Genomic DNA, 12,551 nt, shown 5'->3' with positions numbered 1-12,551 from the left:
TAAAATACTTCAAAAATAAAGAAGGAGCCTATGCTCCTTCTTTATTTTTTTCTCCATTTTTTCCACAAATAGAACAATCCAATGCAACCTGCGATTGTTACAATCCACTTTGCTTCATTTGTTCCATTCATAACATGATATGCCGAATATACTTCAATCAATAAGGCCGGTATTTTACCTATTGTACTGGCAATACTGAAGGAGAGTAATGACATTTTCCCTAGAGCTGCAAATAAAGTCACGATACTTGATGGGATGAAAGGTATCAATCGAAACGATAGAACGAGTAGAAAGGCCTCTCTACCTTCTACATAAAGAAGACGCTCTACCTTTGGATACTTATTTACTTTATCGTGAGTGAACTTTTGAAGGCCTATGCGATAAATATAAAACGAGATAATAGCCCCTAATGCTTCGCCTGCGATCGAAATGAGTGTGCCATTTGTAACACCAAATAGCTGTATATTAATGGCGGTTAAAAAGATGCTAGGGATAAAACCTAAAAGACTGATGATGATATTGATTAAGATGCTAAGTGGAATTGCGATTGAATAGTATTCTGTTAGGAAATTTTGAATCGTTTCTGCCATATTATAAAATCCTTTATCTTTTTTTGCATTACACCATATTTCGAATGGATAGGCAAGGAGAAATTTACATAATGTAGAAAACGTTGACAGAACGACGTTTGTATACCGTATATAGGTATTGGGTATATAAAAATGGGGGTATATTATAATTTATTGAAAAACACTGCATAAACCCTATTTTTAAAGGGTTTATGCAGTGTTTTAAATGGTGTTTTAATTCGGGAAATAATTAGAAAATCATAGGGGTATATTTTAAAGTAGGTGAAAAACAGTGGTTTGATGAAGATAGAGTGGTAAATATAGCAAAATAGCTGAAGAGTTTAAAAAATGTATGTGTTTTTTCGTTGTGAAATTGACTTTTAGTGAAGTTACGATAATAATCATGGAAGAGGTGATATGATGAAACGAATAAATAGTCTTTTCTTCAGTAGTTTACTGGCATTGATGCTGATCTTAAGTGGATGTGCAGGAAAAGAACAAAAAACTGAGAAACAAACAGGGAATCAAGGTACGTCAGTAGAAAAAATTAGTGATAATATTTTAGATGAAATGGAAGGGCCGCCTAAAAATGGTCATACGATTGAAAGGCATGTAGGAAAATCAGAAGAGGATTTGAAGAATCGTTTGAAGACAGATAAAGTATCAGCGGCAAGTACATACTATGATAAAGAAACAGCGACGAAAGCTGTAAAAGATAGTTTGAAGCAACATGATAAAGAAATTCAAGATTGGTTAAAAAATTCTAAAGAGGCTCGTCTCGTATTAAATACAACTCATTCATTCCCGGTCGGGAAAACCGTAATAAAGAAAAATATGAATGTAAAAGATAAGTTAGTAAAAACTGTTACTGTTTTAGCGAGAGATAAGTCAGGAGATTTAGGATATAAGATTATTACTTCTTATCCATCTGACAAATAAGAAGGGGGAGTACATATGTATACGACATTACAATACTTTCTTAAATCATACTGTACGTTAAGTATTCATGAGGATGAAATAGTAAGCGTGATGGCAGAGTTTATAGAGCAAGAAGATGAAGAAATTGTTTTGAAATTACGCGATGAATTAGTATATATGAAGAACAAGAACGCGTGGGAAGAAGCGTGCGTACTAGCTGCGAAGCAAGGGAATCGTATATGGTCTTTAGAAGAAACGAAGGATCATCTTGAAACTTTTTTACTATTACTGCAAAAGAAAAAGGCGTGAGTAGATCACGCCTTTTTCTTTATGCTTTTTGAAATTTGTCCGTTTGATAGTATCTCATTGTTTTGGGGCACTTTTATATACGCTTTTTGAAATTTGTCCATTTGATAGTACTTCGCCGTTTTGTGTTACTTTTTTATACGTAACCGCTGTTATTTTATCATTAGTTCTACTAATTACTTGAGAAGAAACTTCAACATTTTTACCAGTATTTGTACCGAAAATGCGTGTAGTAATACTACCTCCATTTGAAAATGCTTGAATATAAATATGATTACCTGTATTGTTTTTAAATTTTAAATCCGGACCATAGTCTGCCACTGCTGCATCTTGCCCAAGTGGTAAATAATTTACAGGCATAGAATGATTACTTCGAGAAACAATTCCTAAATCTGCCCTTAAAGCTGCGCTATATAAAGTACTGCTGACTTGGCAAACGCCTCCGCCTGCACTTTGTATAACTTTACCTTGTGAATATACTGCGGCAGATTTATAACCATGTGCAGCATCAGTTACACCAACACGGCCATTAAAACTAAACGTTTCATCAGGTGCAACAATAACTCCACTTAAAGTATTAGCTGATTTATTTACGTTAAAGGATTGATTACCATTACGGCCAGCCATTGGAGTAGAGTACTCAGCAATTACTTCTTTAATCCCCATTTTCTGTATATCTTCTGTAGAACGTTCTGGTTTTATTAATGTAACCGGTAATGTAACATCTGATTTACCAGTAGTAATAGCTTCGTTTGTTAAATCGCGTAGTTTGCCTTTATCAATTTTTTCTCCGTTTTGACTTTGACTAACATTTACAGTAGAGCCTTCAATACTTAATTCTGCATTAACAGGATTTTTTAATGTTTCATTATATTTATCTTTTATAAAGGTTTCATAAGCTGTTGTATTTAATTGTGGTGTTAATTTATAGTCACGTTTTAATTCATCGTTTTCAGCTTGCTTCCGCATTTTGTAACGACTCATTACGTTTCCTTCTTGTTCTTTAAAGATTTTGTTTACGATATCTTTCTCTTTATAATTTATACCTAAATCTTTCCATATGTAAGTTTGTTTATCATCTTGGAATATGTAGGTAAGGGATTTTTGATCTAATTCATTAATTTTTTGATTAATAATTGCTTGAATATCTGCTTTATTTTTTCCATCAAGAGAAATACCTTCAAACGTAGTATTTGGTAATGCGGTGTTATTTAATTGATTATTTAATTTGGATACATATTGATATCCACCAATACCGCCTACACAAAGTAATATGCCCCCTGCAATTGCAGAACCGATCAGTATTCTACTTAGCTTCATTTATTTCCCCCCAGAAATTTGTGTATAAATATATGTATTACATTTTTTGTATAAAAATGATGAAAATAACAGTATGTAAGTTCTAGTATACTATTATTTCCACTGTGTGTGTAATGTTTTTATAAAAAATGTTACACTGTTGTAATAATTGTCTCTTTTTGTCACAATATGCATGAAAAATTTGTTGGAAATTATAATAAAAAGGCTGTCTAGAAAAATCTAGCAGCCTTTTTATTATAATTTTTTATGCTCATTTTTATTCGTAACACCGAGATGTTCTTGAAGTGTTGTCGATATATTATTGACGCTTTTTTCGTTTGGAACGTAATAATAAATACCATCTATATATTTATCTGTACCTTCCACTTGAAATTTGTCCATTTTTAAACTTGAATCCATTGAATTTTTTGCAATTGTCATCATATCATCAAAAGTTAAATTTGTTTTTAAATCATTATCGACAGCATCTAGTAGGCCACCGATTTTATTAATGGAATTAAGAGATAGTGCTTTTTCGGCAATAGCTTCTAAAACAAGTTGTTGTCGTTGACCGCGCATATAATCGCTATCGATGTGACGAGTTCTAGCTAGTGCAAGTGCCTCTTCTCCGTTTAAATGTTGACGTCCTTTTTTAAGATGAATTGCATTTGCTTCGTCTTTACTATTTTGTTCTGTAAACTCAACAGGAACATCGACAGTAATACCGCCAAGGGAATCAACGATTTTGATAAAGGATTTAAAGTTAAATTTTACGTAGTAGTCAACAGGAACGTCTAAAAAGTTCTCTACTGTATCAATCGTGCTGTCTACACCGCCGAATACGTGTGCATGTGTAATTTTATCGTATTTATCACGTGACTTAATGTAGACGCGTGAGTCACGTGGAATGCTTACAAGTTTAACGGATTTATCGTTTTTATTAATGGTTGCAAGTAATAGCGCATCCGTACGAGTTGCTTTTCCATAATTTTTTTCTCTAATATCACTTTCATCAACACCCATAATAAGTACGGAAATGTTATCAGTCATAGGTTTAACTGCTTTTTCACGTTTGTTGGATTTATCTCCTCGACCTAGTTCAGAATAAGCGTTATTTAAAATGGATTTTGCTTTACTGTATATATGGAAGGAGTAACCTCCTGCTCCAAGTGCTACAATTAGTAATGGAATAAGAAGGAACCAAAGTAGGCGTTTTTTCTTTGAGCGTCCTTTTTTGGCTCGCATATTGTTGTTTGTGTCGGATTTCATCATTTTTTCTCCTTTAAAACTATCAAAGTGTATACATCTAGGTGTATTAAAACACATAAAAAATATTTTACGCTAAATAAAAGCGATTGTACATGTATAAAAAATAGATGTCTTGATTATTTATCCCGCATTAACGGGCAGTAAAACTCCCACCTCAAAGTCCAGCGAATGCAAGGAAGTTAGGTGGGAGTTAACTGCCCGTAAAAGCCCGATTGGTGAAGGCTAATACTCAGAGGGGGATAGTCCCCTCTGAGTAAAGTTTCACTTTATAAGACACCTATTCGTTATTGTATACAAAAGATAGGGATAAGAAAATGATAAAATTTTACCTAATTACAACATAATACTTACGATAATTGCAGATAAAATACTAACGAGAGTAGCTCCATATAGTAATTTAAGCCCAAACCTTGCCACAACATTTCCTTGGTCTTCGTTTAACCCTTTTACTGCACCGGAAATAATTCCAATAGAAGAAAAGTTGGCAAAAGAAACGAGGAAAACAGAAATGATACCAACTGTACGGGGAGAAAGGCTATTGGAAATTTTACTAAGATCCATCATTGCTACAAATTCATTCGTTACAAGTTTCGTTGCCATAATGCTACCAGCTGCGACAATTTCAGAACTTGGTACACCAATAAGAAATGCAATAGGTGCAAATACGTAGCCGATTAATTGCTGAAAAGTAATGCCGAATATAATGAGGAATAGGTCATTAATGCAGCTAATCAATGCTACGAATCCGATGAGCATGGCGCCAACGACAATGGCTACCCGGAAACCATCAAGAATATATTCGCCAAGCATTTCAAAGAAACTTTGCTTTTCACCTTTTATTTCCAAAATATCTTCTTCATCTTTAACGTCGTAAGGGTTAATGATGAGTATGATAATAAAACCGCTAAATAAATTGAGAACGAGTGCGGTTACTACATATTTAGGTTCAATCATCGTCATATAGGCACCTACGATAGACATAGATACTGTTGACATGGCTGATGCACAAAGTGTATAAAGACGGTGTTTTGGAATTTGTGCTAATTGCTTTTTTACCGTAATAAACACTTCTGATTGGCCGACAATAGCGGAAGCGATGGCATTGTAAGATTCTAATTTCCCAAGACCATTTATCTTGCTAAGAAAGAAACCAATCCAATGAATAAAAAATGGTAGTATTTTGAAATGTTGTAATATACCAATTAAGACGGAAATAAAGACAATCGGTAATAATACAGTAAGGAAAAACGACATCTCACCTTTATTTGCAAGACCGCCAAACACAAAGTTTATACCATCAGCAGCATACTCGAGTAGCTTTGTGAAAAGGCTGGAAATGAACCGAATAAGTATGAGACCAATTTCTGTATTTAATAATAAATAGGTTAAAATTAACTGTATAATAAGCATGATGAAAATAGGTTTGAATTTAATGTGTTTCTTATTATTGCTAGCAATATAAGCAAGGAAGAAAACGACGATAAGTCCGACAAAAAAAGTGATAAATTTCATAGTAAGCCCCCTAAAAGAGATGTTCTGCTATATATGTTTTTCATTTCAAGGGAGAATATGCATCTTTGGTAAAGAAAGGAATAGAGAAATCATGAATATATGTAAAGTGCATCACGTTGCAATTATTTGTTCGAATTATGAAGTGTCAAAATATTTTTATACTATAATATTAGGTTTTAAAGTGATAAATGAAGTATATAGAAAGGAACGCGATTCTTATAAGTTGGATTTATGTGTAGGAGAAGAGTATCAAATAGAATTATTTTCATTTCCAAGTCCGCCTGAGCGCCCAAGTTTTCCAGAAGTAGCTGGCCTTAGACATTTAGCATTTGCAGTTATAAATATAGAAGAAGCTGTGACGCATTTGAATCAATGTGGTGTTGAGACGGAATCGATACGTATTGATGAAATAACGGGGAAGAAATTCGTCTTTTTCCAAGATCCTGACGGTTTACCTTTAGAATTATATGAGGTTTGAAAATTGGTGAATTTTATATAGGGTTGCTTTCTAATAATTGAAGAAACTAAAGTGAAACTTCTTTTTAAAAGGAGGTGTAACTTTAGCTAAGAAAGCTAAAGGACATATGTGGATATTTTAAAATTATTGATGGTAGCCATTCTTATTGCATTAACAGCTTTTTTTGTGGCTGTTGAGTTTGCAATTATTAAGGTGCGTAGCAGTCGCATTGATCAACTCGTTACTGAAAAACGACGAGGTGCATTGGCTGCTAAAAAAGTAACTGCAAATTTAGATGAGTATTTATCAGCATGTCAGTTAGGTATTACGATTACTGCGTTAGGGCTCGGGTGGTTAGGAGAGCCGACTATAAAACATTTACTCGAGCCATTGTTCTTAAAGTTACAATTATCTCCTGCCATTGCTAGTACAATTTCATTTATTATTGCCTTTGCAGTGATTACATTTTTACATGTTGTTATTGGGGAACTTGCCCCAAAAACATTAGCTATACAAAGGTCAGAGCAAGTTAGCTTATTATTATCGAAGCCACTTATTTATTTTTACCGAGTTATGTATCCGTTTATTTGGGCTTTAAATGGTTCGGCAAGGCTTGTAACAGGTTTATTTGGATTACATCCAGCTTCTGAACATGAAGTAGCTCATTCAGAAGAAGAATTAAGGTTAATCTTATCGGAGAGCTATGAGAGCGGAGAGATTAATCAAAGGGAATTTAAATACGTAAATAATATTTTTGAATTCGATAATAGAGTAGCAAAGGAAATTATGGTACCTCGTACGGAAGTTGTAGGATTATATGAGGACGAGCCGTTTGAAACACATATTACAGTAATTGCGCAAGAAAAATATACGAGATATCCTGTATTTGGTGAAGATAAAGATGAGATTATCGGAATGGTTAATGTAAAAGATTTATTTATTCGTTATATGGATGGCAATCGAGAGGAAGAGTGCTCGATTACACCATATACAAGGCCAGTTATTGAAGTATTAGAAAATATCCCAATTCATGATTTGCTATTACAAATGCAAAGAAGGCGAATTCCGTTAGCTGTATTATATGATGAATATGGTGGTACAGCAGGCATTGTCACGCTAGAAGATATTTTAGAAGAAATTGTTGGAGAAATTCGAGATGAATACGATGAAGATGAACACCCGCCTATCGAACACATAAGCGAAGGATGTAAAATTGTAGAGGGAAAAGTGCTTATTAGTGAAGTAAATGATTTATTTGGCATACATTTGGTTGCAGATGATGTAGATACAATTGGTGGTTGGATCATGGTACAAAAACAAGTCGTTGCTGAAGGGGATGTTATTGAGAAACATGGCTTTTATTTTAAAGTCCTTGAAAAGGATATGCATCAAATTAAACGAGTGGAGATAAAGAAAGTAGAAGAATGATTTTCTATAAACTTTAATAAAAAGGATATATAGAAAATTAAATGTTTGCGCTTTCAAAAGAGGTACTATATAGTGAAGGTGGATACTGAAAAATTCTTCTGAATAATACTCGTATTTTGAGATGGCGGATTTTTTAGATAAGGATTTAGAATGAAAAAAGTATAGGTGATGCAAATGATAGCAACGAAGGATATACGTATAGAAAAAGATTTTTTAGGTGAAAAGGAAGTACCAAGTGTAGCTTATTATGGTGTACAAACATTACGTGCCGTAGAAAACTTTCCAATTACAGGATATCGCATTCATCCGTCACTCATTACGGCAATGGCAATTGTGAAAAAGGCGGCGGCACTTGCGAATATGGATACCGGTTATTTAGCTAAAGATATTGGGCAAGAAATTGCGGAAGCAGCACAAGAAATTGTTGATGGAAAGTTCCATGATCAATTTATTGTGGACCCAATTCAAGGCGGTGCTGGAACTTCCATTAATATGAATACAAATGAAGTAATTGCGAATAGAGCATTAGAACGTATGGGATACAAAAAAGGTGAGTATGCGAAAATTAGCCCAAACACGCATGTGAACATGGCTCAGTCAACAAATGATGCGTTTCCAACGGGAATTCATATTGCAACTCTTATGATGTTAGAAGAGCTTCTTATTACAATGGAAGAACTTCATGCTGCTTTCCGTACAAAGGCAAAAGAGTTCGATCACGTCATTAAAATGGGACGCACACATTTACAAGATGCAGTGCCAATTCGCCTTGGACAAGAATTTGAAGCGTATAGCCGCGTGCTTGCGCGTGATATAAAAAGAATTAAACAGTCTCGTCAACATTTATATGAAGTGAATATGGGGGCGACAGCTGTTGGTACGGGATTAAATGCAAATCCTACGTACATTGAACAAGTGGTAAAACATTTACGAACATTTAGCGGATTCCCACTTGTCGGCGCAGAGCATTTAGTTGATGCAACGCAAAACACAGACGCATACACAGAAGTATCTGCGGCATTAAAAGTATGTATGATGAATATGTCTAAAATTGCAAACGATCTTCGTATTATGGCGTCTGGGCCACGTGTCGGATTAGCAGAGATTCAATTGCCTGCACGCCAACCAGGTTCATCTATTATGCCAGGTAAAGTAAATCCAGTTATGGCAGAAGTAATTAATCAAGTTGCTTTCCAAGTAATTGGTAATGATCATACAATTTGCTTGGCTTCAGAAGCAGGACAATTAGAATTAAACGTAATGGAGCCTGTGCTTGTATTTAATTTAATTCAATCTATTAGTATTATGAATAACGGATTCCGTGTATTCCGAGAATACTGTATTAAAGGAATTACAGCAAATGAAGAATTGCTGAAGCAATATGTTGAGAAAAGTGTTGGAATTATTACAGCAGTTAACCCTCACATTGGTTATGAAGCAGCATCTCGCATTGCTCGCGAAGCGATTGAAACAGGGAAATCTGTTAGAGAGTTATGTTTAGAGCATGGTGTACTAACAGAAGAAGAATTGGATATTATTTTAGATCCATTCGAAATGACTCACCCTGAAATTGCTGGAGTTTCTTTATTAAAGGATAAAGTGAAACTTTAATCAGTGGGGGAGCATCCCACGTTAATGCGGGATAAAAAAATGTAATGTAAAAAACACCGATCCATTTGGATCGGTGTTTTATTTTTAAAAGATATTAAATACAGCATTTAATTGAAGTAAGCTAATAATAGCTAAGAAGATTAAACTATATTTCATCACTGTTTTAAATAGAGCAGATTCTTTACCAACTAGTCCAACTGCCGCACAAGCAACTGCTATGGATTGTGGTGAAACCATTTTTGCTATTGTGCCACCAACTACGTTTAATGAAACGAGAGTAGATGGGACGATGTTTAATTGATCGGCAGTTACTGCTTGAAGTGGTGCGAATAGTGAACCACTAGATACTACTGAACCAGTAATGAATACGCCAATCCATCCTAAGATTGGAGAAAGAATAGGGAATGCATTTCCAGTAGAAGAGAATGCAAGTCCAAGTGTAGATGACATACCAGAGTAGTTCTCTACGTAAGCTAAAGCGATAACGCTACAAATTGTATATACTGGAACCTTTAATTCTTTTATTGTTTCAATCATTAATTCTTTAATCATTTTGCCGTTTACACGGTAGACGATAAGTGAAACGATAATTGCTAATACAATCGCAGTAGTTGTAGAAGAGAATACATCTAGTTTGAAAATCGCTGCGAAAGGTGTATCAGCTTTTGTGATTGGTGCAGTTTTTATAACTTGATTATGAAGACCAGGAAATTGAATGTTAAATACTAAGTTTGCTAATGGACCATCCGGAGCAAATAAAGCTTTAATTGGTTTTAAATTAAAGATTGTTACAAATGCAGTTAAGAATACGAATGGAGACCAAGCATATAAAATTTGATTGAATGTATGAGACTCTTTTTCTTCTTGTTTTTCTTCTTTAGCAGAAGATTTTGGTTGCCAAACACGTAAGAATAATGCAAGAGCGACCATACTTATGACTGCTGCGAAAATATTAGTAAGTTCAGCGCCTAAGAAGTAAGTTACAACGAACTGAGTAATTGCGAAAGAAACACCACTTACAAGAATACCTTGCCAAGTTTCTTTAATGCCTTTAAATCCATCTACCATTGAAACAAGTAAGAACGGTAAAACAATGCTAATGAATGGCAAAATGTAAACTGCTTGACGACCGACAGTTAATGCATCTATTCCAGTTAATTGTGCAGGTACTGTAACTGGAATACCCATAGCCCCCATAGCACCACCAGCGATGTTAGCTACTAAGCAAATACCCGCTGCTTTTAATGGATTAAAGCCCATACCTACAAGTAATGCAGCTGTAATAGCAACCGGAACACCGAAACCAGCTGCGCCTTCTAAGAAAGCGCCGAAAGAATAAGCGATTAATAATACTTGTAAACGTTGATCATTTGTAATACTTGAAATGCTATCACGAATGACATTGAATTGTTCTGTTTTAACAGTTAATTTGTAAAGGAAGATAGCTGCGATAACGATAGTACAAATTGGATAAAATCCAGATAAAACACCAAATCCGGCAGATGCTACTGCTGCAGTTGTAGGCATTTTATAAACAAATATAGCAAGAATAATAGCAACAATTACACTGTAAAGACCAGCCATGTAACCTTTCATTTTGAATCCCACTAAACAAATAATGAAGCAAAAAATTGGAAGTGCTGCGATTAGTGCAGATAACCAAATGTTGTTTAATGGGTCATAAATTTGTGTCCAAGTACTCATAATAATGACAACTCCTATCTATTATATGTGAAGAAATTCACATTATTTGTGAAACAATTCACAATCAACTTACATGCTTAGTATATTCTCCTTCAACACTATTGTCAACGTAAAAAAGTATAATTATTCCATAATAGTGTTAAAAGAAAGCTTTGTTCATAAAGTAGACAAAAAGCGCACTTAAATGTATTTGAGTGCGCTTTTTAAAGTGAAACTTTATTCAGTGAGTATTTTGTTCATATGTCATTGTCCCAATAGGTGTATAGTAGATGCCGTCTTTTGTATCGAATATAAAGTTTGATATATTGCACTTATCTGTCCTGTTTGATCTAGTGGGGGAAGGAGTGGTTTATTTCATTATGAGGTTTTGAATAACGTTCCAGCCAAATGTAATATGAATAAAAAATAAGAAGCAAATTCTTAATACTAGAGCATCTCTTTTTACTGAAAATTCCTTTTAGTGTAACAAAGAGGTTAAGTATACTCCAACTACTTTACGGAAGTTTATCAATTATAGACGGTATTTTACAATATCATTACTTTGCGTTTCAATGAGGTGAAAATATAACAAAAAGCCTGATAAAACAACGTTTGCAAGCAAAGTATTTGTAGCCCTTTGTTTTGCTTTTTCGTTATATCATATAGTATAATATTCAAAATCAGTAAGGATTTTTTCCTGAATTCTATGCTGATAAAGGTGGAAAAAATTTTCAGCGTTATAGGTTGATAAAGTTATGTCGTAACAGGAAATATAAGAACAGATATATAAATAAATAAAAAGAAAATAAAAACGAAAATGAGGGGAACTTTATGAGCCAAAATCAATTCGAATGTCGTATTTCAGAAGAAGATGTACAAATGTTAAGAGCGTTAGCGCATCCGTTGCGTCTACGCCTAGTAATGGAACTAATGCAACGTGGAACGTGTAATGTAACACAACTACAGGAAGTATTAGAAATTCCGCAATCAACGGTTTCACAACATTTAACGAAGTTAAAGCAAAATAAGGTAGTACGCTTTGAGAGACGAGGATTAGAAGTGTATTATCAAATCCATAATGATAAAGTAAGTGCAGTAGTAAAAACATTATTTTCTTAAAATTTGAATATTATGGAAAAAGACGTGTGGAATATACGTCTTTTTTTATTTGTCAGAAAGGTAGCGATAGAGTAAATATTAACATGTGAGGAAGAAATGACTATCAATCAACATGCTGCCTTACGGAATATATTCTAAAAGGAAAAGAAAAAATACAAAGGAGTGTAGTAAGCAAAAGGAGGGATAGTAGTATGGATGTGCAACGTGTGAAACAAATCTTATCTTCTTCAAGTAGAATTGACGTTACATATGAGGGCGTACCAGTATGGATTGAGAGCTGTGATGAGCAGAAGGGGAGTGCCCAAGTGTATGACGTATCTAATCCTGGTGAGAGCGTTCATGTGGACGTGACGGCTTTAGAGGAGAAATAATAAAAAAGA

At 34.3% G+C, this 12,551-nt stretch carries 12 protein-coding genes; 7 read left to right on the top strand and 5 right to left on the bottom strand.

The window, feature by feature from the left end; translation table 11 throughout:
* Positions 1 to 41: 41 nt before the first annotated feature.
* A complete protein-coding gene (locus JDS81_RS22465) occupies positions 42 to 590 on the bottom strand; it encodes a TVP38/TMEM64 family protein (RefSeq protein ID WP_000852219.1) in 549 nt (182 codons plus the stop codon).
* Between the two features lie 399 nt (positions 591 to 989).
* Here JDS81_RS22465 and JDS81_RS22460 point away from each other — a divergent pair, with 399 nt between their 5' ends.
* Both JDS81_RS22460 and JDS81_RS22455 read left to right on the top strand, forming a co-directional pair.
* Positions 990 to 1,508, top strand: a complete 519-nt coding sequence (locus JDS81_RS22460) for an RNase A-like domain-containing lipoprotein (protein ID WP_000822375.1) — start codon at positions 990 to 992, stop codon at positions 1,506 to 1,508.
* Positions 1,509 to 1,523: 15 nt separating this feature from the next.
* Entirely contained in the window at positions 1,524 to 1,796 is a 273-nt protein-coding gene (locus JDS81_RS22455) for a hypothetical protein (protein WP_000288801.1), read from the top strand.
* A gap of 54 nt (positions 1,797 to 1,850) precedes the next feature.
* Here JDS81_RS22455 and JDS81_RS22450 read toward each other — a convergent pair whose 3' ends face one another.
* From JDS81_RS22450 to JDS81_RS22440, 3 genes are all read right to left on the bottom strand, one after another.
* The gene (locus tag JDS81_RS22450; RefSeq protein WP_097953045.1) at positions 1,851 to 3,113 is read right to left on the bottom strand and encodes a VanW family protein; all 1,263 of its coding nucleotides are present in this window, start codon (positions 3,111 to 3,113) and stop codon (positions 1,851 to 1,853) included.
* Between the two features lie 234 nt (positions 3,114 to 3,347).
* Positions 3,348 to 4,364 carry an LCP family protein gene (locus tag JDS81_RS22445; protein ID WP_002105716.1) on the bottom strand — a complete coding sequence of 339 codons (1,017 nt, stop codon included), beginning with the start codon at positions 4,362 to 4,364 and terminating at the stop codon, positions 3,348 to 3,350.
* Between the two features lie 330 nt (positions 4,365 to 4,694).
* Positions 4,695 to 5,873 carry a NupC/NupG family nucleoside CNT transporter gene (locus JDS81_RS22440; protein WP_000668851.1) on the bottom strand — a complete coding sequence of 393 codons (1,179 nt, stop codon included), beginning with the start codon at positions 5,871 to 5,873 and terminating at the stop codon, positions 4,695 to 4,697.
* 91 nt (positions 5,874 to 5,964) lie between these two features.
* Between JDS81_RS22440 and gloA2 the strand changes: the two genes are divergently transcribed.
* The 3 genes from gloA2 to aspA all read left to right on the top strand — a co-directional run bounded on the left by gloA2 (position 5,965) and on the right by aspA (position 9,369).
* A complete protein-coding gene (gene gloA2 / locus JDS81_RS22435) occupies positions 5,965 to 6,351 on the top strand; it encodes an SMU1112c/YaeR family gloxylase I-like metalloprotein (RefSeq protein ID WP_097953044.1) in 387 nt (128 codons plus the stop codon).
* Between the two features lie 108 nt (positions 6,352 to 6,459).
* The gene (locus tag JDS81_RS22430; protein WP_000353290.1) at positions 6,460 to 7,758 is read left to right on the top strand and encodes a hemolysin family protein; all 1,299 of its coding nucleotides are present in this window, start codon (positions 6,460 to 6,462) and stop codon (positions 7,756 to 7,758) included.
* 174 nt (positions 7,759 to 7,932) lie between these two features.
* Positions 7,933 to 9,369 (top strand): aspartate ammonia-lyase, encoded by a 1,437-nt coding sequence (gene aspA, locus JDS81_RS22425; RefSeq protein WP_097953043.1) that lies wholly within the window; start codon positions 7,933 to 7,935, stop codon positions 9,367 to 9,369.
* 84 nt (positions 9,370 to 9,453) lie between these two features.
* On the opposite strand, the gene JDS81_RS22420 is transcribed toward aspA, so the two are convergent.
* Positions 9,454 to 11,073, bottom strand: a complete 1,620-nt coding sequence (locus JDS81_RS22420) for a lactate permease LctP family transporter (RefSeq protein ID WP_097953042.1) — start codon at positions 11,071 to 11,073, stop codon at positions 9,454 to 9,456.
* A gap of 810 nt (positions 11,074 to 11,883) precedes the next feature.
* On the opposite strand from JDS81_RS22420, the gene JDS81_RS22415 reads away from it, so the two are divergent.
* Both JDS81_RS22415 and JDS81_RS22410 read left to right on the top strand, forming a co-directional pair.
* Positions 11,884 to 12,171: an ArsR/SmtB family transcription factor gene (locus tag JDS81_RS22415; protein WP_000081428.1), complete on the top strand. Its 288-nt coding sequence runs from the start codon at positions 11,884 to 11,886 to the stop codon at positions 12,169 to 12,171.
* Between the two features lie 191 nt (positions 12,172 to 12,362).
* Positions 12,363 to 12,542 carry an acid-soluble spore protein H gene (locus JDS81_RS22410; RefSeq protein ID WP_000383125.1) on the top strand — a complete coding sequence of 60 codons (180 nt, stop codon included), beginning with the start codon at positions 12,363 to 12,365 and terminating at the stop codon, positions 12,540 to 12,542.
* Positions 12,543 to 12,551 lie beyond the last annotated feature (9 nt).

The organism is Bacillus cereus group sp. N31, from assembly GCF_016483245.1.
In the GTDB taxonomy this organism is placed as follows: Bacteria; Bacillota; Bacilli; order Bacillales; family Bacillaceae_G; genus Bacillus_A; species Bacillus_A toyonensis.
The sequence above is the reverse complement of the archived record's forward strand: the minus strand, read 5'-3'. Positions and strand labels throughout refer to the sequence as shown.